The organism is Neobacillus sp. FSL H8-0543, assembly GCF_038592905.1.
Taxonomy (GTDB): Bacteria; Bacillota; Bacilli; order Bacillales; family Cytobacillaceae; genus Neobacillus.
In genome coordinates, this window is record NZ_CP151943.1 from 2047603 (window position 1) to 2073785 (window position 26183).

At 38.3% G+C, this 26183-nt stretch carries 20 protein-coding genes and 1 pseudogene; 11 read left to right on the top strand and 10 right to left on the bottom strand.

What is annotated here, in order from left to right:
* Nucleotides 1-304: 304 nt before the first annotated feature.
* A complete protein-coding gene (locus NSS81_RS10150; RefSeq protein WP_342433381.1) occupies nt 305-1195 on the bottom strand; it encodes an SDR family oxidoreductase in 891 nt (296 codons plus the stop codon).
* Between the two features lie 199 nt (nt 1196-1394).
* On the opposite strand from NSS81_RS10150, the gene NSS81_RS10155 reads away from it, so the two are divergent.
* The 3 genes from NSS81_RS10155 (at nt 1395) to NSS81_RS10165 (ending at nt 5760) form a co-directional block, all read left to right on the top strand.
* Nucleotides 1395-3341 carry an electron transport protein gene (locus NSS81_RS10155; protein WP_342433382.1) on the top strand — a complete coding sequence of 649 codons (1947 nt, stop codon included), beginning with the start codon at nt 1395-1397 and terminating at the stop codon, nt 3339-3341.
* A gap of 685 nt (nt 3342-4026) precedes the next feature.
* Complete coding sequence (locus tag NSS81_RS10160) at nt 4027-5247, top strand: hypothetical protein (RefSeq protein ID WP_342433383.1); 1221 nt, start codon at nt 4027-4029, stop codon at nt 5245-5247.
* A 339-nt stretch (nt 5248-5586) separates the two neighbouring features.
* Nucleotides 5587-5760, top strand: a complete 174-nt coding sequence (locus NSS81_RS10165) for a YvrJ family protein (RefSeq protein ID WP_342433384.1) — start codon at nt 5587-5589, stop codon at nt 5758-5760.
* Nucleotides 5761-6402: 642 nt separating this feature from the next.
* Here the strand turns inward: NSS81_RS10165 and NSS81_RS10170 are convergent.
* On the bottom strand, nt 6403-7266 hold the full coding sequence (locus NSS81_RS10170) for a DegV family protein (RefSeq protein ID WP_342433385.1): 864 nt from the start codon (nt 7264-7266) through the stop codon (nt 6403-6405).
* Between the two features lie 809 nt (nt 7267-8075).
* Between NSS81_RS10170 and NSS81_RS10175 the strand changes: the two genes are divergently transcribed.
* From NSS81_RS10175 to NSS81_RS10205, 7 genes are all read left to right on the top strand, one after another.
* A complete protein-coding gene (locus NSS81_RS10175; RefSeq protein WP_342433386.1) occupies nt 8076-9029 on the top strand; it encodes a sugar-binding transcriptional regulator in 954 nt (317 codons plus the stop codon).
* Between the two features lie 13 nt (nt 9030-9042).
* Complete coding sequence (locus NSS81_RS10180) at nt 9043-9969, top strand: substrate-binding domain-containing protein (RefSeq protein ID WP_342433387.1); 927 nt, start codon at nt 9043-9045, stop codon at nt 9967-9969.
* Between the two features lie 23 nt (nt 9970-9992).
* The gene (locus tag NSS81_RS10185) at nt 9993-11501 is read left to right on the top strand and encodes a sugar ABC transporter ATP-binding protein (RefSeq protein ID WP_342433388.1); all 1509 of its coding nucleotides are present in this window, start codon (nt 9993-9995) and stop codon (nt 11499-11501) included.
* The gene (locus NSS81_RS10190) at nt 11498-12469 is read left to right on the top strand and encodes an ABC transporter permease (protein ID WP_342433389.1); all 972 of its coding nucleotides are present in this window, start codon (nt 11498-11500) and stop codon (nt 12467-12469) included. Before NSS81_RS10185 ends, NSS81_RS10190 begins: the two co-directional genes overlap by 4 nt.
* 20 nt (nt 12470-12489) lie before the next feature.
* Nucleotides 12490-13242 (top strand): tryptophan synthase subunit alpha, encoded by a 753-nt coding sequence (gene trpA, locus NSS81_RS10195; protein WP_342433390.1) that lies wholly within the window; start codon nt 12490-12492, stop codon nt 13240-13242.
* 13 nt (nt 13243-13255) lie between these two features.
* Nucleotides 13256-14728, top strand: a complete 1473-nt coding sequence (locus tag NSS81_RS10200) for an FGGY family carbohydrate kinase (protein WP_342433391.1) — start codon at nt 13256-13258, stop codon at nt 14726-14728.
* Nucleotides 14729-15493: 765 nt separating this feature from the next.
* Nucleotides 15494-16246 carry an SDR family NAD(P)-dependent oxidoreductase gene (locus NSS81_RS10205; protein ID WP_342433392.1) on the top strand — a complete coding sequence of 251 codons (753 nt, stop codon included), beginning with the start codon at nt 15494-15496 and terminating at the stop codon, nt 16244-16246.
* A 358-nt stretch (nt 16247-16604) separates the two neighbouring features.
* Here NSS81_RS10205 and NSS81_RS10210 read toward each other — a convergent pair whose 3' ends face one another.
* The 8 genes and pseudogenes from NSS81_RS10210 to NSS81_RS10245 all read right to left on the bottom strand — a co-directional run bounded on the left by NSS81_RS10210 (nt 16605) and on the right by NSS81_RS10245 (nt 23844).
* A complete protein-coding gene (locus NSS81_RS10210) occupies nt 16605-17366 on the bottom strand; it encodes a glucose 1-dehydrogenase (protein ID WP_342433393.1) in 762 nt (253 codons plus the stop codon).
* Between the two features lie 351 nt (nt 17367-17717).
* Entirely contained in the window at nt 17718-18467 is a 750-nt protein-coding gene (locus NSS81_RS10215) for an SDR family oxidoreductase (protein ID WP_342433394.1), read from the bottom strand.
* A 492-nt stretch (nt 18468-18959) separates the two neighbouring features.
* Complete coding sequence (locus NSS81_RS10220) at nt 18960-19328, bottom strand: hypothetical protein (RefSeq protein WP_342433395.1); 369 nt, start codon at nt 19326-19328, stop codon at nt 18960-18962.
* Between the two features lie 131 nt (nt 19329-19459).
* Nucleotides 19460-20641 carry a hypothetical protein gene (locus tag NSS81_RS10225; protein ID WP_342433396.1) on the bottom strand — a complete coding sequence of 394 codons (1182 nt, stop codon included), beginning with the start codon at nt 20639-20641 and terminating at the stop codon, nt 19460-19462.
* A gap of 289 nt (nt 20642-20930) precedes the next feature.
* On the bottom strand, nt 20931-21827 hold the full coding sequence (locus NSS81_RS10230) for an HNH endonuclease (RefSeq protein WP_342433397.1): 897 nt from the start codon (nt 21825-21827) through the stop codon (nt 20931-20933).
* A gap of 68 nt (nt 21828-21895) precedes the next feature.
* Nucleotides 21896-22450 carry a restriction endonuclease gene (locus tag NSS81_RS10235; protein WP_342433398.1) on the bottom strand — a complete coding sequence of 185 codons (555 nt, stop codon included), beginning with the start codon at nt 22448-22450 and terminating at the stop codon, nt 21896-21898.
* A 728-nt stretch (nt 22451-23178) separates the two neighbouring features.
* A pseudogene (locus NSS81_RS10240) lies at nt 23179-23357 on the bottom strand (VOC family protein); the annotation flags it as partial.
* Nucleotides 23358-23490: 133 nt separating this feature from the next.
* The gene (locus tag NSS81_RS10245; RefSeq protein WP_342433399.1) at nt 23491-23844 is read right to left on the bottom strand and encodes a hypothetical protein; all 354 of its coding nucleotides are present in this window, start codon (nt 23842-23844) and stop codon (nt 23491-23493) included.
* A gap of 1378 nt (nt 23845-25222) precedes the next feature.
* On the opposite strand from NSS81_RS10245, the gene NSS81_RS10250 reads away from it, so the two are divergent.
* Nucleotides 25223-26071, top strand: coding sequence for a PRD domain-containing protein (locus NSS81_RS10250; protein WP_342433400.1), 849 nt, complete (start codon nt 25223-25225; stop codon nt 26069-26071).
* The last annotated feature ends 112 nt before the right edge of the window (nt 26072-26183 follow it).

Here is a 26183-nt window from a genome sequence, read left to right on the forward strand (position 1 = left end):
TAAAACCACCCCAACCATTGATAAATAGAGAGTTTCTATTATAAAATGCGTCGAAACATGTCACCCGATACAGGACGACATGTATACTAACTCATCAGCCAAAACTTGATGAAACATGGGAGTCTCCCTGCATCTTTTCTTCCCCGCCTACCCACATCTTACGATTTGGGTTAAAGATATTTCAATTGAAAATTCACTAGCTTGTGCCTGGGCACACGGTTTTCCCCCAAAATTACCTCATTTACTTATGATACGATTCACCGTAATAAATCTAAATGAGGTTAATTCTTGGAAGTTTCACTTTTTATCCATTTATAATAATTCCACCGTTTACATGAAGAATTTGTCCTGTTACATATGAGGAGTCGTCCGACGCCAAATAAACATAAGCAGGTGCCAGTTCAAAAGGTTGTGCAGCACGTTTCATTGGAGTGTCACTTCCAAATGTTGCATAAGTTTCTGGCGGACCACTTGAAGGGATAAGAGGGGTCCATACAGGTCCTGGAGCAACGCCATTGACCCGGATTCCTTGATTAATGGCAGATAATGCTAACGAGCGGGTGAATGAAACGATTGCTCCCTTGGAAGCGGCATAATCGATAGCGTATTCAAGTCCGGTGTATGCAGCGATTGAGGTTGTATTTATAATGGAGCTTCCTTTGTTAAGATAGGGAATAGCTGCTTGTGTAAGATAAAAATATGAAAAAATGTTTGTTTGAAAAGTACGTTTAAGCTGCATTACTGATATGTCGCTGATACTTGCTTGTGAATGTGCTTCCCCTGCATTATTGACCAGGATTTCAAGATGGCCAAATGCTTCAATTGTATTCTGAACGACATAATGGCAAAACTCCTCACTCCCAATATCCCCCGCGATTGTCAAGCATTGTCTTCCCAATTGGTTAACTCTGTCTCTTGTTTCGAATGCATCCCCATGCTCATTTAAATAAACAATAACAACATCCGCCCCTTCTTTCGCAAAAGCAATGGCGACAGCCCGGCCGATACCGCTGTCTCCTCCAGTAATGATGGCGGCTTTATTCAACAGTTTGTTGCTTCCAGTATAATAAGGATTTTCGGAGATGGGTCTTGGAATCATCAAAGATTCAATACCTGGCTGCTGGGGCTGGAATTGTGGGGGAAATGTAACAGGTACTGTTTCGCACTTTTTTACATACCCAAAATGCTGATACATAATAAAGCCTCCTTCGGTTATGTGTTATTTAGCATATTCCAAAGATTATAGGTGAATGCCTAAGTCTTACTGTTTTTGAACTTTTGATTCAATACTAGAGTTGAAAAGAAACAGTGATTCGATAAGGTATATTTTTCTTGAATAGGTGGAAATTAAAGATGGCTTTTAGTAATTAATTTCCAAAGAGGAGGCAGTTGGGGTGAAAATAAAAAAATGGATGTTTTGTTTGGGTGCCATTCTAGCGTTCATTTTAGCTTTAAATAAACCGGTACATGCTTTTATTCCTTCTAAAGATCAAATTGTAAAACCTGATAAGGTAACATGGCAGAAGGACCAAGATCAACCTACTTTTGACCTCTGGGGAAGAACATTCTCACGTAAAGAGGCCCATGATTTAATGCAAACAGCAAAGGGAAGAGAGCTATTATCCCCTAAGAGTGGTGCTGTAAAAATTGATCAAGCTCTATTAGATTTAGGAAGAAAGTCGTTTTACGAAGAAACATTTGGAAATGAAGTCTTTTTATCCGATATTCTTGGCGCTTTTAACGGACCGCTCACAATTGAAAATTTTCAGAAAGCAATAAAAGAGTTAAACGGTAAGGGAACAACGAATTTACAGGTCGAATTAGCAGAAACAGTAACGATTGGGGGAAAAACATATAAAAAAGGAACAAAAGTGGATACAGGATTTGATGTGGTAAAAGGTTCTAACGAAGTTCTTGGTTTGCCGATTGTAAGATCAGAGGGAAAGTTAAAAGTAGGACTTAGCTGTGCAGCATGCCATGCTACTGTTGATCCTATTAATCAAAAAGTAATCGAAGGGGCTGTTAATACGGATGCTAATTTCGGACTTCTTCTTGCCTTAGGTACTAACACAACAGCTTATTTTGCGCGTACTGAAATTGCATCTTTAAAGGATTATATGAAAAATTTAGAGAAAATGGTTGTAACGAGTGAAGGTAAAAAGGAACCCTTACCGGATTCCAAGGCATTGGAAGCGGCTGTCGATGAAAGTGTAATCAAATGGCCAAAGGGAAACTTTGATATCACCAGTGATTTTATTAGTAATCCCACTCAGATTCCGGATTCGTTCACTTTAGGGGATCATCCATACAGCTGGAGTGGATTTGCAATGGCTGGACCGTTTAAAGGGTTAAGTACGTTAAATAATGCTGTTCATGCCCAAGGTTCTGATTTGACAACAATTGCCGAAGCCAGTCGAGCTCTATTTGGAATCGACAAAGAGGTATATTTAGGAACCATTTTGCAGAATGCGGCGAATCCTAAATATCGGTTTGATCCGGCTAAAGGGAAAAAGCCTTCAGAATTTTTTGCACAAGTCGATCCTACCCCGGATGCTCCTGGCGTAAACAAAGCGATTAAATTACCAACCTATCCGAGGTCTTCACTTATATCACCGAATGGGCTGATCGTCAGCTCTCCAGGAACAAATGTCGGGGAACAAAACAACGGAATGTCAGCGTTTCAAAATACCCTTGTTCCTCCGAAAACACCGATTAAGATAACAGATGAGGAAAAGCAATTAGGCAAACAGGCATTTGTACGCGGGTCCTGTATAACGTGTCATGCAGGACGTTTTTATACCAATAATCAAATTATACCTGTGGAAAAAATCGGTACGGAACCAACGCGAGCGATTGGTCTAAGAAAAGTAGGCGAGTTTTTGACAGACCCCGTTATTTATTCACCTGATACGCCTGTGCCTGTACCAAAAGGCGCACTATTGTTAAAAGTTCCGACTCAAGGATTAGACCCTGGGCAAATTAATCTCGCATTTGGTATTGGAAATACAATGGGGGGCTACAAGGTCCCTAGTCTTATTGGCCTTTATTGGTCTGCGCCATATCTCCATGACGGTGGTGTCGCAGTTGGAACAAACACTAAAAGTCAATTAGGAATAGAAGGAACATTAAATAAAAATATTTTACCTGATCCGTATAACAGTTTACGCGCATTAGTTGACAAGAACTTGAGAACTCAAGTCATTAAAGCCAATCAATCTGCAGAAAGCCTAAGGAAATCAAATGTAACAGGGGAAGGACATGAATATTGGGTAGATGCTTCTACAGGTTTTTCTCAACAAGAACAAGATGCTTTGATAAAGTATTTGCTAACATTGAAGTAACCCTCTTAAAGACAGGCAGTTATGAGTATCCCCATAGCTAAAGCTAGGGGTTTCGAAAGAATAGGCTTAAAAAGCCCCATTGTCTTTACGTGGGCTACCACCAGTCCCGCTAATACATCAGGCAGAAGCCTTCAGCTTTACTTTTATTTTACTTTTTATTATGGCGATTTTTTGGGGTGCATGAAGGAAACTTTTCCTTCCAATACCTTCAAAAGCGTCCTTTTTATGTTTTCGAACAATATTTAGTGCTCCATTCACATCTGCGTGAATTCGAATCTTCGACCCTTTTAGTTTAAGCATGGGAAAAATAAACCCCATAAAAAAATTTAGTATGTACAATGCTTTCAATTTCTTTCTCTCTCCTAATTCTTTGTTCTAACTTAAGAGGGTGATTGGTCGGTCAACACACTTACTTTTAATATAATAGCAAAAATTAAGAGTTTTAATAAAAAATCTCAACCTTCTAAAACACCAAATCTTAACCAAAAAACAAACAAATCTGTTGATTTGTAACACAAAAATGTTTTGATTAAAAATCTAAGTAAATTTGCCCATTTTTCCCGAAAAACCCATTATAATGATTTAGCAGCTTGCAAAACTGAGAAACTTCAAAAGGAGTGAATCATTACAAAAGTTTCATTAACATATAAGGCTGCATACATACTAGAGCATACAGGAGGCTATTTTGAAAAAGAAACTATACTCTATCATTCTTGTGTTCACAATTTTATTAACGGCTTGCGGAGAAGGCGAAACCAATACGGCAAAAGAAGGAGAAATACGTGGTACCTCTTACACAGATGCAGGTGAAGTCAGCGACAGCAAATGGACACAATTTGATGACCTTAATAAAGAACTAAAATGGGGACTGACTCCTAACGAAGCGGAAGGAGTCATGGAACAAACTGGTTTTTCACGCATATATGCTTATTCGGATCAAGATGATGTCTATTATGGAAATTACCTATTAAGTCACGATACAGATGATAACCTTTATCTTCATTATGAAGGAACAGTAAGAGGAGTCCCAGTTGCAATATCATTACATTTTACTGGGAAAGTTTATTTGCAAGAGGTTCAGTACATTTTTTCCGATGAAGTGATCAATTGGCAGAGTGATGATGAGAGAGGGACATTTATAAAAGAAGTTTTTAATCATTTTGGTGAATGTAGTAATCTGGAATCTTGCACATGGGATTCTGACGAAGAACAAATTTATTTTTCAGATTCCACTGACAGTTTCTCCATTAGTGGTTTAGGAAATCTCCCTGATAAAAAAGAAATCGAAAAAAACAAGGAAAAATTTGAAAAACAAACAGGGAAATCCGTTGAAAAAAACGATGCAGAATTCCTTGAACACGTTGATATGTATGTGGAAAACGGCATTGAGCAAATTAAGCAACAAAACCATATGACAGATAGCTCTGCTTCTTATACACCTGGGGACTATCCAACAGCCATAGTAACAGAAATAAACGTACTCCCTGATGAGTTTCCCGAGTTAATGAAGGTAAACCAAGAATATGGTTATTCTAGAGTTGAGTTTTTCCGTTTTGACTCTACTAGTGGGAAATGGATCATTTTCTACGAAATTCAACCTATCGAAAATTATAACAATACGGAACCTCTCATGTTTTTGGGAGTAGCTAAATTATCTGAAGATGGTTTGGATTATCCAATTGTAGGAAAATGGTCAGGCAGTGGAGGATTCTTTAGTTTCCAAATCTTTGGACCTCGCAATGAATCTTTCGGGATAGCTTTAGATAAAATCGATGAGGCTTACCCAGCTGGACATTTAGAAATTAATAATAATAATAAAAAGGTTCATATTTTGTCTGAAGGACAAGTGGTTGAAACCATTACAGAAAATGAACTAGAATTTAAAAACGTAGGCATGCTCTACTAAAAAGTTAATTAACGTGGGAATAGATGGGAACGATTCATCAATTTTTTAGCTTCACCTGCAAAAGACCCACTTAAACCACTAATTTCAACAAATGATGGGTAAATGCTGTTAAAAATTGCTCCAATAATAGGTACCGCTGCACTCGAATTAATACAAGCTTTAATTTTTCCATAAGGAGTAACGATCGGAAATCGCGAATTTACACTGTTAAAGAAATTCCAATAGTAAAAGCCTGATTTCTCAATTATAATGCTGGGAAATTGGGCTTTTTCGTTACTCCACAATCGGATTGTTGAATAGCATAAACTTGTTTAATGGAGTTGGAGGCCAGATTCAGGGATGGATCCGAACTCTTTCTACGCTAGAAGAAAGGAACAAAAACAGATCATTCCCTTCATAAGTAAGGTAGGATTCCCAATCGTTGTGACGCTCTACTTGCTGCATCGAATTGAATCAAAACTTGATGTCGTCGTCCAATCGATTCAGAATCTGCCTGAGCGGATGAAGGTGTAGAATTAATGGGACTGAAGGTTTTGCACTTACCACAGGTGACACTAGCTAGTTGGATATCCCCTGTCCTTCGACTGGAAGTCTTACCTGGTTCATCCATAGGCTGCAAATCCGAACCACTTTTCACCCATTATTACAAAACCACCTCTCGACAAGCTTCTCAAATCAAAAATCACTCAAACCCCTTTATAACAGTAAAAACAGCAAAGCCAATCAAACGTTTAATTAGCGGAAAATATACTAAATAATCGTTTGATTAAATACGGCCAAAACCCTTTAATTAAACGAACACAGCCCAGTTCATTAGAAAATTTCTTGTCGATGATAGGCCTCAATCTTCGATAACAATCATCAGTATTTATTTATAAAAACTATTAACCTACAAAAACTAACACATTTTGATACTACACAAACAATTGATTAAAACCACCCAAACCACTGATAAATAGAGAGTTTCTATTAGAAAATGCGTCGAAACATGTCCCTACTGTACGTAGCGACATTCTTCAACTCATCACCCAAAGTTCAATGAATCATGGGAGTCTCCCTGCATTCCATCTTTCCCCGCAGGTCCAAATTTTTCGATTTGGTTGATAGATGTTACTATTGGAAATTCACTAGATGGTGCCTGGCACCGGAACTCGATCAATTTTCTATAAAAAACATAGAAATTGCGCCTAAGCCAACATGAGTCCCAACCGATACGCCCATTTGCATAATATGGATATCTCCCGAAAAGTCAGTATCCAATAGAATTTTGGCTTTAAGATTTTCAGCAACTTTACTATCCGATGTATAACCGATGATGATAAAGTTTGTCATTTCTATATCATTTCTATTCATAAACTCTTGAGTGTAATGCTTAAGTACTCTTTTTAATCCTCTTTCCTTTCCAACTATGGCCCCTTTTCCATCCTTCATGGACATAATTGGCTTTAACATGAGGATTTTTCCTATTATGGCACTTGCATTAGTGAGCCTGCCACTCTTTATTAAATGATCTAAATCAACCACGGATAGGAAATGCTTTACCTTTTTCTTATAATTTTCATTAAAAGCAATAATTTCTTCAAACGAAGCACCCTGTTCCCTCATCATCGCACTTTTCATGATTAGCCAGCCACTGCCATGACTCATACACTTTGAATCTACCACATGCACTTTTATGGTTGATTCCGGGTTTTCCTCAAAGAAATAATCCTTGGCTAGAACGGCAGATTGGTACGCACCACTCGTTCCACTGGACATGCATATACATAGTATTTCTTTATAACCTGCTTCAACAGCCTGTTTAATTTTTTTTAGATATTCGGCCGGACTTGGCATACCTGTAGTCGGAAACTCGGGTAGCGCTTCCATCATTCCGTAGAACTCATCCGGTTGGATATCAACCCTGTCTCTATATATTTTCCCCTCTATGTTTATCGTGAGCGGAGCCAAGCTGATATCGTACATCTCTAGTACTTCATCAGACAAATCACATGTTGAATCAGCCTTAATTTTTATCATAATATCCTCCAAGGCAATATAAATCTCATTTTCTATTACTATTCACTAACTAAACAAAAATAAAAGCATGATTTCATCGTACATGGAATCATGCCTTATTACTACCTGAAAAATTTTACTATCCATGCATGAATCCCATCTGAAAACCAAACCCCTTTTCACCCATTATTACAAAACTTCCTCTCGACAAACTTCACGCATCAAAAACCACAAAAACCCCTTTACAACAGCAAAATCAGCAAATCCTATCAAACGTTTAATTAATCAAAATTCCAATAACTAATCGCTTGATTAAATACATCCAAAACCCTTTAGTTAAACGAACACATCCCAGTTGGTTAGAACATTTTCTGTCGATGATAGGTCTCAGCCTTTGCTAACAATCTTCAATATTAATTTATAAAAACTATTAACCTACAAAAACTAGCACATTTTGATACTACACAAACGATTGATTAAAACTACCCCAACCATTGATAAAAAAAGAGTTTCTATTAGAAAATGCGTCGAAACATGTCCCTCCGGTACATAGCAACATTCTTCTAGCCCATCACCCAAAAGTTCAATGAAACATGGGAGTCTCCCTGCATTTCGTCTTGCCTCGGAAGTCCAAATTTTACGACTATGTTGATAGATGTTACTATTGGAAATTCACTGGATGGTGCCTGTGCGTTGCGGAGGTCTGACCTCGAAATTTTTTTTTCCCATTATTGACATTATTCGCAACATTAGGTACATTATAATTATCTTTTGAACAAATATTCACCATTGCACAAATGTGCATTAATTAAGCTAGGGGGTGTGATTTTGTGGATAACGAGAGACTGAGATTACTTGTGAAAATAAGTCAGCTTTACTATCAAGATGGGATGAACCAACAGCAAATTGCTTCCAAGTATAACATTTCGAGGTCTCAGGTTAGTCGATTTCTATCTGCTTCTAAGGCGGAAGGCATTGTCGAGATAACGATTAGAAATCCATTTAGTGATGAAACTCTATTAGAAAACCAGCTAATGGAACTCTATAATCTGCGTGAAGTGATCGTTGTCGATACGACGGATGCTGATGACATGCTAGCTGATATGTTAATAGGCAAAGCTGCTGCAGCCTTTTTTGAAAACGTTCTCAAAGATAATGATGTCGTTGGTGTTATGGCTGGTAAATCAATTACTGCCCTGGCAAAAGAGGTCAAGGATCCTCAGAAATCCAATGTTCATTTCGTACCGTTAGTTGGCGGTTGGGGTTCGGATGGAATGGAGTGGCACTCCAATACAAATGCTTTCTTGCTTGGAAAGAATACGAAAAATACTTATTCTGTTTTACACGCACCGGCAGTAGTACGCACTGAAAACGCGAAAGAAACACTAGTTCACGAACCGGAGATTGCCAAGTTAATCGAATTTTATTCGAAAGTGGACGTTGCTCTCGTCGGGATTGGTCAAATTTCCAAAGATGCAACACATGTGAAATCTACGAACATGTCCGAGGGAGATATTTCTGTACTAGAGAACGATGGTGCTGTAGCGAGTATAGCCACCTCTTTTATTGGTCCAACTGGTGAACAAATTTCCACCTCCTTTTCAGATAGAATGATAGGGATCAATGGAACGGATTTAAAAAATGTACCACTTGTTTTAGGAGTGGCACGTGGTGATGTCAAAACAAGGGGTATTCACGCTGCTTTAACAGGTGGATGGATCAACGTTTTGGTCACTGATATGAAAACAGCAAAAATGATTATAGATATTCAAAAAAATTCCTAGGGGGAAAATTCAAATGAAAAAAATAGTAACGTTAATCGTAGCAGTATCTCTTTTATTACTTACATTAACTGCATGTGGTGAAAAATCAACAGGTGGCAAAGAAGACAAAAAGAAAATCGCTATCTTAACTCCATTTTTATCTTCCGTAACAACGAAACAAATGGTTGACACTCTCGAAAAAAGTGCAAAAGACAAAGGCTGGGATGTAAATACAATCGATACAAACGGTGATGTAGGAGCATTAGCATCGAGAATGGAAGATGTAATTTCTTCAAAAGTTAATGCAATTATCTTAGTAAGTACTGACCCGAACCAAGTAAAATCTCAAATTCAAAAAGCAAAAGAAAACAATATTTTAGTATTCGGTAGTGACTCTGCCTATATTGAAGGTATGACATTAAATGCAACAAGTGATAATACAGCAATGTCAAAAATGATTTCTGAATACTTAGTAGAACAAATCGGTGAAGAAGGAAACCTTATCGTTTTCACTCACAGACCACATCCAGGTGTTTTAAAACGTACAGAAGCTCTTGATGAACTATTGAAAAATCACCCTAATATTAATGTAATCACTGAACAAGAAATCAAAGTACCAGGTCCTATCGAAAATGCTCGTCAACAAATGGAAAACCTACTACTAGCAAATAAAGAAGACGGATCAATTACTGCTGTATGGGCAGGTTGGGATGAGCCAGCAATCGGTGCTGCACAAGCGATTGAAGCTGCAGGTAGAGAAAATATTATCGTAACTGGTATCGACGGAAACAGCCAAGCAGTTGAAATGATTGAAAAAGGATCTCCAATTAAAGCAACAGTTAAACAAAACTTTGATGGTATGGCTAATATTGTAATCGATCAAATGGAAAAAGCGTTTAAAGGCGAAGAAGTTGATGGTACTGAGCTTTATGCACCTGCAGAACTAATTGAAGCAAAGTAAGAATCTAAAAAGGTGGGAGTTAGATGGAGTTACTTCAGATTGAAAATATCTCCAAAGTATTTGGAGGAAATAAAGCGTTAAATAACATTAATTTATCAATAGAACCAGGTGAAGTTCACGCTTTAGTTGGCGAAAATGGCGCTGGTAAATCAACTCTTATCAAAATACTAACCGGAGTTTATTCACCCACCGAAGGCAACCTCTATTGGCAAGGTAAACAAGTAAAAGTTGAAAGTCCTAAGGAAGCACAGGAACTTGGAATTAACGTTATTCATCAAGACAGACAACTCATTTCTTATTTTACCGGCTTGGAAAACCTTTATCTTAATACAAAATATCCGAAGAAGCTTCTCGGTATCAATTGGGCAAAAATGAAGAAAGAGGCTAATAGCTTACTTGAAAAATGGGGAATGGATATTCCCCTTTCTATACCTGTATCAGAAATGACACCTTCTGAGAGAACGATGCTAGAAATCGCTCGCTCGATGATGTCTAACTCAAAACTATTAATCCTAGATGAGCCAACCGCTTCATTAACAGACAAAGAGTCTGAGCTGCTCTTTCAATTTATCGGCCGTTTGAAAAATGAAGGTGTAGCGATTATCTATATCTCACACCGTCTTGAAGAAGTTATGAATCTATCAGATCGTGTCACCATTTTAATGGGTGGAAAATTAATGAGGACTTTGACCAAGGAAGAAGTTACGCAGGAGCGCTTAATCTACTATATGACGGACGGTCAGGAGACAACTGAAAAATCTGCGCGTACAAAGCCACCCGTTGGGAAATCACTCCTAAAGGTAAAAGACTTACGTACAGTCGATCATACCGTGAAGCAAGTGAGTTTTGAATTAAACGAAGGTGAAATTGTTGGGGTATACGGCTTAGCCGGCTCTGGTAGAACGGAAACAATGGAAGCAATTTATGGCCTACGAAAAATTGAATCAGGTTCAGTAGAGCTTTTTCAACAAACGGTTTCGAATCCCACTCCTTCTTATGCAATTAATCATGGCGTTGTGTTAATTCCGGAAAATCGTCATGAAGATGCACTCATTATGAGTAATACGATTGCTGAAAATATCTCACTGCCGATTTTGCATAAAATTACGAAGAACGGAATCCTCAATAAAAAGGAAGAAGATCAATTAATAACTCGTGAAATGAAGAGATTCCAGGTAAAGGCAGTCGACAAAAACCAGACAGTTGGAGAACTAAGTGGTGGAAATCAACAAAAGGTCGTTTTTGCAAAAGCCCTTTTATCTGAGCCATCTATTTATATATGTGATGAGCCAACACAGGCTGTTGATATCATGACACGTATTGAAATTCATGAATTCCTACGCGGTCAAGTAAATGAAAATAAAGGCGTCATTTATGTCTCTTCCGATTTACACGAAATCTTAGAAATAAGCGATCGGATTGTTGTGTTCAGTGAAGGCAAAACAGTAGCAAATTTACCTAATAAGAATCTCAAACCTGATGACATACTAGATATTTGTTACTCATTTCATAAGGAGGTCATAAACGAATGATTGCGCAGACAGAAAAAAGGCAAACGAAGCTATTCAACAAGGGGATGCTTAGTACATACGGAACAATCCTGGCGGGTATCTTAATTATCATCATTTTTAGCGTATTAAGCCCCTATTCATTCGCAACGTTAGATAATTTTGTAAACATCACACGTCAAATTTCATTGCTCGTTATTATCGCAGTTGGAGCAACTCTCGTCATGTCGGTGAATGAATTTGATTTATCCATCGGGGCAATCGCAAGCTTAGGTGGCGTTGTTTCAGCGAAGCTCGCTACAGAAGGTGTACCCGTTATCTTATGTGTTCTTATTCCAGTACTAGTTGGATTTGTAGTGGGTGTCATAAATGGTGCAATCATTACTCGTTTTAACGTACTTTCATTCGTTACAACACTCGCGATGGGGACGGTTATTGGTGGATTTACATTTTGGTTCACAGGTGGATCAACTATTTTTGAAAATATTCCTGACGGCTTTAAATGGTTAGGTCAAGTGGATGTCGCTGGCATTCCGATGCTGTCTATCATTATGGTCTTAATCGTTATTTTATTTTGGTTTGTTATGTCACAAATGGCTGTAGGTCGACGTTTTTATGCGATTGGCGGAAACGAAAAAGCTTCAAAAGTTTCAGGTGTTCCGATCAAACGCTATAAAACTTTAACCTTTGCATTATGTGGGACGTTAGCTGCACTAACAGGTGCCCTACTTGCATCTCGTCTAGGTTCCGCACATCCTACCGGTGGTGATGGTTACTTCCTAAATGCGTATGCAGCTGTATTTTTAGGAATGACAGTTGTTCGCAGCGGCGTTCCTAATATCTTCGGAACTCTTTTTGGAGCTGCAGTATTAGGTATCCTGGCAAATGGACTTACGATCTTAGAAATCCCAACATTTTTACAAAATGTGATTACGGGTCTAATCATTATCTTTGCATTAATCATTCAAAAGTTAGGACGTGACCATTCATGATCACCATGGAGGAGAACAAATTGAATTTGAATAAAAGGAAACAACAGACATTTTTAACTGGATACTTTGTTGGGGGCGACCCTGATATAGATACGTCTATAACCTATATAGCAGAAGCGGTACGAAATGGAATGGATGCTGTAGAGGTTGGCATTCCGAGTATGAACCCATTCTTGGAAGGTGATGTGATTACGAGAGCACATTCTCGCGCATACCCACACTTTCACGAAGCAGCTCAAATTACTTCCTTTTTACAAAAGTTAAAGGGACAGATCGATGTACCTATTTGGGCAATGGGATACTATCAAGACGTGATTCAATCAGGTTTATATAAAGAATTAACTAAGAATCAATTAGTTGATGGTTTCATTATTCCAGATTTGCCGTTACATGAAGCATTAGCTCTGAGGAAAGAATTATCTAGTTATAATGTGTCCGTCATTCCAGTTATTAATAACGAAATGAGCGATAGTGAGCTAGGGATCGCTTTGCAGGATGCCGATCTCGTATATTGTCAAATTTATCAAGGTAAAACGGGTACAAACATTGCGGACCTTAATGAATTACCATCCTTTTACAGACGGATCAGAAGTTTAACATACGCAATCTTAATGGCTGGCTTCGGTGTCAAAAGCGCTGTGCTTGCTGAACAAGTATGGAACTGTGGGTTCGAAGGTGTTGTCGTTGGAAGCGAGATCGTTAGATTGGTAGAAACGCAAAACCAAAACGAATTAACCTCGTTTATTCAAGAACTTTCTAAAGCAAAGAATTAAAGGATGTGTAGCTATGGAATATATTGCAGCATTCGATTTAGGTACAACAGCAATCAAAGGTGTGCTGTTAAGTAGAGAAGGAGATATCTATAAGGAGCATACAGTCAACCTTCACACAACATACGGCGAAAACAATGAAATGGAGCAAAATCCTGAGGAATGGTGGGCAGGAATTCAAGCCATCACTCATGAATGGTTTACGGTTCATGCGATTGCTCCTGAAGCGATCAAAGCGATTACGTTCAGTGGTCAAATGGAGGATGTCATCTTAATTCATGAAGGCGACAACACGACTCGTGCGATCCTCTACTCCGATAATCGGGCACATGAAGAAGCTCTTCGTATTAATCGGGAGCTACCTGAACTGAATAAATTGATTGGAAATGCGGTTTCACCCTCCTCTCCAATCTCAAAATTAGTTTGGCTAAACAAACATGAAATGGAACACTTGAGCGAAAACGTGCATGTTGTTTTTAGTGCGAAGGATTACATCATTTATAAGCTCACCGATGCGATTGTAACTGATTATGTAACAGGCGCAACGACTGGACTTATGAATATTAAAACAAGAACATGGATGCCAGACTTATTGAAATCGCTACAGATCGAAAATTTCATCTTACCTTCCCTTCTACCTCCAGAGGTTGAAGTAGGTAAGGTTTCACTAAAAGGCGCTTCCAGGACCGGGTTCCATATCGATACGCCTGTCCTATGTGGCGCTGGAGATGCAGGAGCAAGTACCCTTGGTGCAGGCGCAATCTCTGAGGGTGATTGTTATATGTACTTAGGAACGACAGGCTGGATTGCTGTTTCTTCCAAGGACTCTTCACCAAAAGACTCTGGGATTTTCACACTCGCACATGTCGTACCTGATTTGAACATCTCAATCGCGCCATTACTTAACATCGGCAATGTTCATCGCTGGGCAATGGAAACATTTGTAGAAGCAGATAATTACGCCGCGTTTGAAGAGGAAGTACTCAAATCGGCACCAGGCTCAAACCATCTACTCTTCTTACCTTATTTACATGGCGAACGTTGTCCAATCCAGGACAGCGAGGCAAAAGGGGCATTCTGGGGCATTGGGCCAGAAACAAAGAAATCTGATTTAGTAAGAGCTGTGTTGGAAGGAATATGCTTTTCCCTCTTTCAAATTACACAAATGCTCGTGCAAAAAGAAATTGGTATGATAACACTGATCGGTGGTGGCGCGAAGAGTGCTTCTTGGTGTCAGACACTAGCAGATATCACAAATAAAACCGTCCGAGTACCAGCAAATAGCGAATACCTACCGTCAATCGGTATCGGCTCAACAGCATTTGCATACTTAGGATGGATAGAGAATTCCACAGAGTTTATTGAAGAATATATAAAATCCTCAGTCTCCAAAACCTACTACCCAACTGAGGAAACCAAAGATATTTACGCAACCTTATACGAAACATTTGTGAAGCTCTACCCTGCAATGGTGGGGGTTTACAGGTAGGAGGGCAGGGAACACGGGGACAGTTCTTAACATAAGCACTCGGAAGCCCATCGATTTTTGTGAAGCCATGAGAATTCATAGGCGGAGAATTTCCTGCTAATGTATATAGGGGAGCTTAAGAAACGGATATAAGCGGAAAAATTCCGATTAACCGCATTAAATAAGACAAAATTCAAAGATTTGGATATTATAAACGGAAAAACTTCCCTTATTTTTAAGGAAATATGGGTATTTCACAATTTAGGCGGAATTTTACCGTTTATTTTCCATATACAGTGAAGTCAGCATTCAGTTATAACAGGGCCTAACCGCTATTTTCTGTATATCAATTTGCAAGTAAAAATGTAGTGTATTTTGCTGGGGTACACTGGCTATTGTACCCCCATATTTTAATATACAAATTGCACTTCAAATTCTCCCAAAATAATTATCGAAATCCCTTTATATCAACAAAAATAGACCTCCAAATTACCATACAATTTGAAGGTCATTTTGCATTACATTAATAATGTCTGAGAAAGTTAACAGAACCCGTTAATGTTGTAAGCCCCCCTCTCCTACAGCCTCTACAGTCAGGGGGGTTCTTTCTATTTCCCCTGCCCCAAAAATACTCATCATAAAGATATTGAATTACACAACAATCAAAAGTTTTCAAAATTAGGGTTGAGCATTTTTAATTGAAAAAATAAATGATTAAGAGTATATTTATTCTGAATTTAAAATATTTTAACTAGATAAAATATTCGAATAACGGAGGTGAACATTATGGATAGACTATCAGGAAAAGTCGCTATCATTACAGGTGGAGCAGGTGGAATTGGTAAAGTAACAGCAGAAAGATTTTTAAAAGAGGGTGCTAACGTTGTTATAGTAGACTTATTTGAAGAATCTCTTGCAAAAACGAAAGAGGAGCTCTCTTCATTTGGTGATGTACTTACTGTCCAAGCAGATGTTTCAAATGAATCGGATGTGGAAAATTACGTTAACAAAGCGATTGAACACTTTGGAAAAATTGATGTATTCTTTAATAATGCTGGTATCGAAGGCAAAGTAGCTCCTATTATGGAACAAAAAGTTGAGGATTTCGATAAAGTGCTTAGTGTCAATGTCCGCGGAGTATTTTTAGGGTTAAAATATGTTCTAGCAATAATGACTAAACAAGGATATGGCAGTGTGATCAACACTTCGTCCGTAGCCGGATTAGACGGTAGTCCTGGCGTTTCCCCCTATATTGCTTCAAAGCATGCAGTAGTCGGATTGACAAAAGCAGCAGCAATTGAAGTAGCAAGTACTGGTGTACGTGTAAACTCAATTCATCCATCACCTGTTAACACAAGAATGATGCGTTCTTTAGAAGAAGGATTAGGTACAGAACAAGAAGTTATAGCAAAAAGGATTCCCCTAGGACGATATGGCGAATCAAGCGATATTGCTAATTTAGTTGTATTCCTTGCTTCTGATGAAAGTTCATTTATCACGGGAGCTCAGTATAGAGTTGATGGTGGTATGGGAGCGTAAAGATCCATGGAGACGGTTCTGGTAGCTCTTTACTAACTGAATGTTGATTTCACTGTTTATGAAAAATAAACGGTAAAATTCCGCCTAAATTGGGAAATACCCATATTTCCTTAAAAATAAGGGGAGTTTTTCCGTTTATATTATCCAAATCTTTGGATTTTGTCTTATTTAAAGCAGTTAATCGGAATATCTCCGCTTATATCCCTTTCTTAAGCTTCCCCTATATACATTAGCAGGAAATTCTCCGCCTATGAAATCTCATACCTACACAATACGCAGAGCGGGGGACTGACCCCAAAATTAGTTTAAAAAAGACAAACTCAATAAAAATAAAGTTTGCCTTTCATCAAATATTAGTTTATTTTGTATTCGTAAATCCACCATCAATTCGAATGACTTCACCATTGATATACTGAGCTGGGCTAGTCAACAAGAATGTTACTAATTCAGCCACTTCTTCTGCGGTACCTAAACGTTTTTGTGGAATGCCGCCTACTGCATTTTCCTTCATTGCCGGGTTATCTTCATAGAATTTTTTAACCATAGGAGTTTCTGTTGGACCTGGTGCAATCGCATTCACACGCAATCCATCCTTTGCATATTCGGCTACCAAACTTTTCGTCATACCAACAATACCGTGTTTTGTTGAAGAATACGTAACAACGGAATCTTGTCCGATCACACCTGCACTAGATGCAGTGTTCACAATGGATCCTCCGCCATTCTTTAACATCACTTCCGCTACATAACGAACGCCATACAGTGCACCCAGTAGATTGATACCAACAATTTTCTCGATTTCTTCGATGTTTGTATCTAAATAGAATTTTCCGCTTCCAGAAATTCCAGCATTATTAAAGAAATAATCAATGCGGCCAAATTTATCTACAGTTTGATCAACATAATTTTTTACTTCATCTGGCTTGGAAACATCCGCTTTGACGAAAATGGAATCTACACCTGATTGCTTTACGAGTTCAACGGTTTCGTTTCCGCCTTTTTCGTTAACGTCAACAACGACGATATTTACCCCTTCCTTTGCTAAACGTACAGCCGTTGCTTGTCCTAAACCGCTGCCGGCCCCTGTAATAATTGCAACTTTTTCAGATAATTTACCCATAAAAAAATTCCTCCTTTTATATATATAATTGATACTATTAATTAAACAGTTGGTATCACTTACATTATCATTTGAAAAATTTTATATTTAATCCTTTGTTTTATCTCTCACTAACCTGCCCCGTTCGTATTATAAGGTCAGCCAGAAAATATTTCTGGTTGACCATTTTTTATATGGCTTTATTATAACAGTAGCCAGGGTAGAACCTACCTGCCCGTGGGGCTTGACCCCGTCAGCTAAACCGTTCGCCCCCTACTTGTAGAAACATGATTGAGGCTAGTCCACCGGTTGTAGATGTGGACTTCAAGGAATAATTTATTGGAGCCGTCATTCTTTTTTTGAATGTATTACCTACAAAGACATTCCCGCATCGACAACTAGTTCTGTTCCAGTAACGCGGCGGGCTTCGTCTGATGCAAGGTAAAGCGCGGCATTTGCAAGATCTTCCGGCTCAACGACTTCACCTAGCGGAATGGTATCAATGTACTTTTTCGCCAGTTCCTCGTTATCAAAAATAGCCTGTACCATTGGTGTCCTCGTTGTTCCAGGGATCAATGTGTTCACGCGGATTTTATCCTTGGCAAGGATGTTGGAGAATGTGTACGACATTGTGCGTACCGCACCTTTGGAACCTGCATATCCCGGATAGTCGGTTCGTGTCATGATACTGTTGGAAGCCACGTTGATGATGCTTCCGCCTTTGTTTTCCTTCAAGTGTGCGACCGCATGCTTGACCATATAGAAAGTTCCATATGCATTGACCTTGAAAATCTTATCGAATGCCTCTGAGTTGAACTGTTCTGCTGGGTCACTTGGCCCTGCATAACCAGCATTGTTCACCAGGATATCCAGTTTTCCGAATTTCTCGACTGCAAAGTCATTGATCTTCTTCGCACTTTCCTCCTGGGAGATATCACCAATGATGAACTCAGCTGTACCCCCAGCTTGTTCAATTGCCTGTTTTACTTGGGTTACTCCCTTGTCGCTAACATCGGCGAGAACCACCTTTGCGCCTTCTTCTGCAAAACGCTTTGCGATGGCTGCGCCAATTCCGGAACCGCTTCCAGTAACAATTGCAACTTTGTTCTCTAATCGTGCCATTCCTATTCCCTCCATGTTCGTATTTATAGACAAGTCTTAATGTTTTGTCTTTTTTATTTCTATTTCAGTATATCTCAGTTTCGAGATAAACGGGTGGAATATGCTCAGCATGTTAGTGAAAAAAATAGCACATTATTTCAGATTTCCCGCTGAATGAAAGGGGAAAAGAGTATCTGGAATAGTGTGCTCGTTGACAGTTGTTTGAAGTTCACTAGCTTTTCACCATTACTTAAATAATCATAGAGACTGTAAAACTCACAATCTCCCAGAACTTCTCGTAGAGTGATTACAAGTATAGACCATTCACGAGTTGACCTACACCTCCCGCACGGTAAAGGCAGGCCTTTGCATCACCTTATCCTAGTTCCGTACCAATCATCATCCAGCTCTTTCAGTTCAAAATTAACATTTTTATCAAAATACAATTTCACAACCCCATCCCGACTTTGGCAGTACACGATATGATAGGTGTCCCCATACGCTTGTTCCCAATCAAATAGGAAAGCTGATGAGGATTTTTCCATCACTTTCAGCATACCTAAGATGATCTAGTTTATCCCCTGATAATTCATTAATCTGCTCAATCCTGTCCCGCAAACTCGCACTCACTTCATCATGAAACTGGTCAGGAGCAGCGTTACCACCATTTCTGTAAAGGAAGATATCCCCAGAATTACTCTGGGACCCCAGTTTGCTATCCTCAATACTCTCGACTTCATCCTTCACAGCTTCAAACAGCTCACGCTGATCTTCAAAAACCTGATAATATTCAACTGTGGATTTCATATAAGTTATTACCGACCACATGGCTATAAAGACCACTAGAACAGCAATGCTGAACCCGATGATTTTCCTTCGCATAGTTTTTCACCTTCCTGAAAAAATGGAATGAGAGTTACCTGAGTGAGTGTACCACTGAATGGGAGTCAGTCCCCCGCTGAATGAAAGTGGAAAAGAGTATCTGGAATATTGTGCTCGTTTACATTTATAGTTTATGTATTTTTCTTGGATGTAGGTTCCCACCAATCAACTTCATCAAGTATGGAATCAAATTTAAGCAACTCAAAATCACGTGTTGAATAAAAATAATCACTTTCATCAATCGCAAAGATTTTGTTTAAATCATGGTCATCTACTAAATAGCTATCTCTTACTGTTGCTATCAAAGGAATTGGTAAAAGGGGGTTAGCATCATACATTGGATCATATATCTTTATATATGATTTATTTGAAAGATAGATATTTCCGTATCCACCCCTAAACAAGATACCTTCCTTGCAATAATAAGATTCATCAACACTCTTATAAACGATGTTTTCGTCTTCATCTACAATATAAGATGGTGAAAAATACTGATTCGTTTTTATAGAAATAGAATCACCTTTGTATTCATAAGAATATTGGATTTTTTCGTTTGGATAATTGATAACCGTCATAACTCTTCTGTTAAGAGAGTCATAACTGTGTTCTAGTGTATATTTGTTATCATTTGTTTTCCTTATTAAATTCCCTAAATGATCATAACTATGCTCAACTTTTTGAACTGTGTTACCTTTCAACGTAGTATGTCTATATATAATCTTATTATCATCATTGAATTTTCTAATTTCCTGCCAACCAGATGTCGCTTCTATATGAACTTCCTTTCGTTCATCATCGTACTTAAAATATAGTTTCTTCTTTTCTTCCTTAGTTTTGGATTTAAGGGTATATTCAATAGAATGTAATCTTCCATTTTCGTAGTTATAATTTAATATATTCGTGCGATTGCGTGTTAAAATTTCTTGAGAACTGAGCAAATTTTCATTATATAATTGTTTAACTATTAACTTACTATCACTAAGGTTTTCGCCAGTAAAATACAATTTTAAATTTCCATTCAAATCATATAAATAAGTATGTTTTTTATGAGTACTGAATTCATCCGATGTCGGTTCATTTATGTACTCACTAAATTCAATGAGATTATCATTTTCATCGAATTTTAAGTTTGTTCTCTTCGCACCCATGTCATTGTAATATTCAATTAATCTCCCTTTGGAATCAAATTTGAATTTTATATCATGATTATTGAATGCTTCTTCAAAAGTCCATTCTGTGTATACCATTTTACCTTGTAATGTTTTGTATTCACTTGAATGCTTTTCCTTAATTATTTCTCTAAACCATTTCATATTGATTCTCCTTTAGGATTAAATAGTTTCAATACTATTTATATCGACTAAAATGGATTTGTTGTTTAAATTTTTGCAATTTATTACAAATAACTAATACCTGCCACTAGATTATATTTCGTCCTAAATTTTAGAAATTCCTCTTTAATTAACCTGGCGTTAATACAATATGAGTGGGGTTCTGACCCGAAAATCCGGAAAGAAGTTAAACATCTACATACAGTAGGTGTTTAACTTCTTTTTTCACAACATGGACTTTGTCAGTGGTATCAGAACCGCCCCTGGATCACTATCGATAATCACTTCCCCCACCCCAAATAGAGCGGCCACCAGTATGTCCGGTTTGGTCATGTGTTTCTTCATCTACGAGCTGTAGGACACCTGGCTGTTCATGATGATGCCAAGTAAACCCTTCCGGTGTTCGACTGTTTAAAAGTGCTTGGACATCGTCTTGTGATAAACCTAGTTCACGAGCAAGACCCCCACTTTCTTGAATCGCTTGGTACAAGGTTTCATTGGCAACGTTAAATTGGACGGAATCACTTTCTAAATATAAATCTTCAGCAAGTACGACAGAAAACTCTGAATCAAAGACAGGAAACGTTCCTTCTAGTAAATCACCGTTTGGTAACTCGACCGTGTTTTCTACAAAGGCCACTCCTGTAACAGGATGGTCATAACCGCTTAAATCAACATTCCTAGTATTCATTTCCTCGGCCTCGGCTACATCAGCTCCATCCAGTAAATCTACTACACCGATTGCAAGACTTGAAACAGCCACCACTTTACCAAGATTTTTCAGCCCATTCAATCCTTGCTTCCTATCTCCACTTCTAAAGCCTTTATATGCACTTCCAGCATTTTTAGCCGTATAAGAAATCGCTGAACCAATTCCCTGGATAGTCCGCCCAGTCGAATCCTTTAGATCATTTAGTCCCTGCTGTTTATTATGATCTTCTTTTTTAATGAGGCCATAGGTCCCTTGTACGACCCCATCTATAAATTGCCCTGCATTGTCCAAAGAGATTTTTGAAGCGGATTTAACACTTTCTCCGACTTCCTCTATCCATTCCCCGGTTTCCTTTGATTTGCTTCCCACAACTTTGCCTGTTAACTTTACTGTGCCCCCTATTAGCTCGCCTCCAACCGTTCCCAAGCCTTTTCCTATTGAACGAAATATGCCCATTTCCATCCCCCTATTACATTAAACAGCGGAAACCACCAGAACCTTCCACATTAGCTGCCACACCATATTCATCCCATTGTTCTACTATCCCCTTTATTACTTTCGTTTTCCTGTAGCATCCAATTCATTAGCTGCTTTCGATCAACTAACCTAACCTTATTTGAACTAGCTAGTTTTTTAGCTTGTTCGGTAAAAAAGCTATTAGTAATCACCCAGCACTCATCTGATTTGTAATGGCTTTTTGCTGTTGCTATTTCTTGTACAGCTTTTACTCCAACATTTTTCTTATATCTTTTTGCTTGAACAATAATTTTCTTACCTTTTGTTGATAAAATTAGGTCCGCCCCATAGTCGCCACTTTCTGGTGTTAATTGTACATAGTAGCCTTTTGCTTTTAATAAAGCCTGAAGAAATTCTTCAAACATCCGGCCTGACATTTTATCAACTTCTAAAATACCTGACTTTCTTAGTTTTTGTTCCCTCAGCACATTAACTATCAATGCAAATAATAGGGAGCCTCCAAAAAATACCATTATCCCTAAAGTTACTAAAGGTTCAGCCGTTAACATAGACCATAGTAAGTCTAATCCCATCTTAAATGCATCAAAGAAATCCATTCCCATAACACTCTACTCCTATTAATCTATTATCCGTAAAAACCCAATACTTTACATTTTTTATTATATCAAACTATTCATCACTACCCTTCAAAACTTTAAAAAGCAATAAAATAACCCACCAAGTTGCTGTATTGAAAACAATACGCTAACACAGTGGGTTGCTCTACTTTCTCATATTCACTTTTTCTTTTTTATTGATAAGTGAAGAAAAAGGACAGGTGTTATTCATTAGAATGTGGACTGGTTCATCCATTTGCTTAGAATTTCTAAACCACTTATCACCCATTATTACAAAACTGTCTCTCGACAAACTTCTCTCCTCAAAAATCACCCAAACCCCTCTATAACAGCAAAAACAGCAAAACCAATTAAACGTTTGATTAGTGTAAAATCTACTAACTAATCGTTTGATTAAATCTGGTCATAACCCTTTTATTAAAACGAACACAGCAAGTTTGTTAGGCAAATTTCTGTCGATAATAGGTCTCAGCCTTCGACAACTATCTTCAAAATTTATCTATAAAAACTAGGAACCTACAAAAACCAATACATTTTGATACTACACAAACGATTGATTAAAACTACCTCAACCCCCGATAAATAAAGAATTTCTATTATGATAATGCGTCGAAACCTGTCGACCGTGATACACAGAGATCCACAACCTGCTCTTAAATTTACGATTGGTTAAAACTGCTGGATAAGGATGGCGATCTCATGTTCTACTCCGTCTAACCTTCATAAAGCACAATAGGCAACCCATCGGGATCTGCAAAAAAGGTAAACCTCCTCTCGGTATATGGGTCAATTTGTATCCCTTCAACCTCTATCCGTTAGCCGTCAAATGCCGCACAGCCTCATCCATATCCTCTACCGCAAACGCCAAATGCCGTAAGCCAGCTGCCTCCGGACATCTTCTATCTATCTATAAACCTATAAATCTTCGACAAATTCCGGGTTGTGACTGACACCAAAATTCAGCTATTCATCCACCATAGTAACTGGAAATTCCCTGGATGGTGCCTGTGAATTGCCCCCCTGGTCTAAAATGCATAATTAAATAACCCAAAATATAATGGGCCGAGTAAGAATATTAAGGGGATTACGAAAATCAGCAGTTTAATGGATTGAGTTTCAGCTTCATATCTTGTTTCTTCATTGAACTTTTTAAAACTAAGGATTACATCCCAAAATAAACCACATACAAATACAATTTTCCATACAAGCGGAGTAAGAATTTGATTATCCGTAACATAACCAAATAAACCTATCCAAGTAATAAATGAAAATACAAAATCTAATTTACCCAGGTACGTTTTATTACCTCCATTTATAAGCATTCCGATCGAAGCAATTGCTAGAATCCCTAAGTAGCAAAACCAAAGAATATCCCTCATAATCCCCCTGCTCTCCTTTATATTTTTACATATTATACCAAAAATAAGATAATAAGAATAACCTCTTAGTAGTATTACAACTAAAATAACGAGAAGCGGCAATGAAGGGATTATCACCAACAAACACAACTAACCACAGGTAACGAGGGTAGTTAAGCCCCCATTTTCATCAACAGAAACCTTCACCTGATTCATCAATATGAACCTCTCTTAGTTACCTCTCCGACTGCTATCACCGAAGGTCGGGCACTATGAACCCCTCTTAGTTACCGCTCCGACTACTTTTTCTGAAGTTCGGGCACTATGAACCCCTCTTAGTTACCAATCCGACTGCTTTTTCTGAAGGTCGGTCACTATGAACCCCTCTTAGTTACCAATCCGACTGCTTTTTCTGAAGTTCGGGCACTATGAACCCCTCTTAGTTACCAATCCGACTGCTTTTTCCGAAGTTCGGGCACTATGAACCTCTCTTAGTTACCGCTCCGGCTTCTATCACTGAAGGTAGGGCACTATGAACCTCTCTTAGTTACCTATCCGACTGCTTTTTCTGAAGGTCGGGCACTATGAACCCCTCTTAGTTACCAATCCGACTGCTTTTTCCGAAGTTCGGGCACTATGAACCTCTCTTAGTTACCGCTCCGGCTTCTATCACTGAAGGTGGGGCACTATGAACCTCTATTAGTTACCACTCCGGCTTCTATCACCGAAGTTCAAGCACTATGAACCCCTCTTAGTTACCTCTCCGACTACTATCACCGAAGGTCGGGCACTATGAACCCCTCTTAGTTACCACTCCGGCTTCTATCACCGAAGTTCGAGCACTATGAACCCCGCTTAGTTACCGCTCCGGCTTCTATCACCGTAGGTCGGGCACTTTGAAACTCTCTTAGTTACCGCTCCGACTTCTATCACTGAAGTTCGGTCACTATGAGCCTCTATTAGTTACCGCTCCGGCTTCTTTTTCTGAAGGTCGGGCACTTTGAAACTCTCTTAGTTACCGCTCCGACTGCTTTTTCCGAAGTTTAGTCAATTAATTCCTAGTAAAAAATCATACTTTCTAATTATTTCATCGTTAATATTCGTCCTGCGTGTGCCGGACCTTTTGGTATGCGGGATATCAAAATAAGATAACTGAAAATTCACTGGATCGTGCCAGGTCTTTTGTTACATATCGCCTATGTACTTGATATATATTTAACCATATGCTAAATTAAAAGTAGAGCGTTTACAATTAAATAAATGGATTGTTACTGCATGGCAGGCAAAACCTAACTTTGTAATTGAATAACAATGGTGTTATTCTTATATACAAATTTGGGGTTTTTTTATGCAAATTTTTAGATAAATATACATTTCTTAATTAGGGTTGAGGTGTAAAATGAGGATTGAGAAGGTTTTAAATAATAATGTCGTCATGACAACAAATGAAACCAACCAAGAAATGGTCGTTATGGGCAGAGGACTAGCCTTCCAAAAAAAGGTAGGAAACACGATAGATCCATCTAAAATTGAGAAGACCTTTGTATTAAAAAAGCAAGGTGTATCAGATAAGCTTGCTAAATTACTCGAAGATACATCTGAACTATACCTGAATATTTCTGCAAAAATCTTGGATTTTGCACATTCTCAACTTCCATATAGCTTGGATGAATATTTATACGTTGCGTTAACCGATCATATAAGCTTTGCGATAAGCCGACATAAACAGGGAATTCATTTGAAAAATCCATTGCTTTGGGAGATTCGTAAATACTATAAGCAAGAATTCCAAATTGCCTTAAAGGCCCTCGAAATTATTGAAAAAGAAACCGATATTACCCTAGGTGAGGATGAGGCTGCATCGATTGCCCTACATTTAGTGAATAGCCAGTTATCTGGTGAAAATATGGCAGCGGCTGTGCAAATTACCGAGATCGTTAATAACATCCTGAACATAGTAAAATACCATTTTACAATGGAATTGGATGAAAACTCCGTTAATTATGAACGGTTTTTGACGCACCTACGCTTTTTTGCTATCCGTTCCGCGCGTAAGGAAAAATTGGAGGAAACGGTGGATCTATTCTTTTTTGAACAGATCCAATTAAAGTATCCTAATGCTTACGCTTGCACTGAGAAGATTGCGGTTTACCTAAATAATCAATTTAATTGGAGTTTAACTAAGGATGAAGAAGTCTTTTTAACCGTGCATATTCATCGAGTAACAAATCGCCAAAGGTTGAAGTAAATCCCATTTAAAAACGTTGACAACTTATGAAAGCGCATGCTAAAGTGTGATTGTAAACTTAAATAATAGAACTTCTGATTAGGATTGTTACTGATTTTTCAGGCAAAACCTA

Bases quoted from the DNA above. Each gene is read 5' to 3' on its own strand.
- NSS81_RS10150 (WP_342433381.1), bottom strand. From the start codon at position 1,195: ATGTATCAGCATTTTGGGTATGTAAAAAAGTGCGAAACAGTACCTGTT.
- NSS81_RS10165 (WP_342433384.1), top strand. From the start codon at position 5,587: ATGGATCCGAACTCTTTCTACGCTAGAAGAAAGGAACAAAAACAGATC.
- NSS81_RS10170 (WP_342433385.1), bottom strand. From the start codon at position 7,266: ATGATAAAAATTAAGGCTGATTCAACATGTGATTTGTCTGATGAAGTA.
- NSS81_RS10180 (WP_342433387.1), top strand. From the start codon at position 9,043: ATGAAAAAAATAGTAACGTTAATCGTAGCAGTATCTCTTTTATTACTT.
- NSS81_RS10185 (WP_342433388.1), top strand. From the start codon at position 9,993: ATGGAGTTACTTCAGATTGAAAATATCTCCAAAGTATTTGGAGGAAAT.
- NSS81_RS10190 (WP_342433389.1), top strand. From the start codon at position 11,498: ATGATTGCGCAGACAGAAAAAAGGCAAACGAAGCTATTCAACAAGGGG.
- NSS81_RS10200 (WP_342433391.1), top strand. From the start codon at position 13,256: ATGGAATATATTGCAGCATTCGATTTAGGTACAACAGCAATCAAAGGT.
- NSS81_RS10205 (WP_342433392.1), top strand. From the start codon at position 15,494: ATGGATAGACTATCAGGAAAAGTCGCTATCATTACAGGTGGAGCAGGT.
- NSS81_RS10210 (WP_342433393.1), bottom strand. From the start codon at position 17,366: ATGGGTAAATTATCTGAAAAAGTTGCAATTATTACAGGGGCCGGCAGC.
- NSS81_RS10215 (WP_342433394.1), bottom strand. From the start codon at position 18,467: ATGGCACGATTAGAGAACAAAGTTGCAATTGTTACTGGAAGCGGTTCC.
- NSS81_RS10220 (WP_342433395.1), bottom strand. From the start codon at position 19,328: ATGCGAAGGAAAATCATCGGGTTCAGCATTGCTGTTCTAGTGGTCTTT.
- NSS81_RS10225 (WP_342433396.1), bottom strand. From the start codon at position 20,641: ATGAAATGGTTTAGAGAAATAATTAAGGAAAAGCATTCAAGTGAATAC.
- NSS81_RS10230 (WP_342433397.1), bottom strand. From the start codon at position 21,827: ATGGGCATATTTCGTTCAATAGGAAAAGGCTTGGGAACGGTTGGAGGC.
- NSS81_RS10235 (WP_342433398.1), bottom strand. From the start codon at position 22,450: ATGGGAATGGATTTCTTTGATGCATTTAAGATGGGATTAGACTTACTA.
- NSS81_RS10245 (WP_342433399.1), bottom strand. From the start codon at position 23,844: ATGAGGGATATTCTTTGGTTTTGCTACTTAGGGATTCTAGCAATTGCT.
- NSS81_RS10250 (WP_342433400.1), top strand. From the start codon at position 25,223: ATGAGGATTGAGAAGGTTTTAAATAATAATGTCGTCATGACAACAAAT.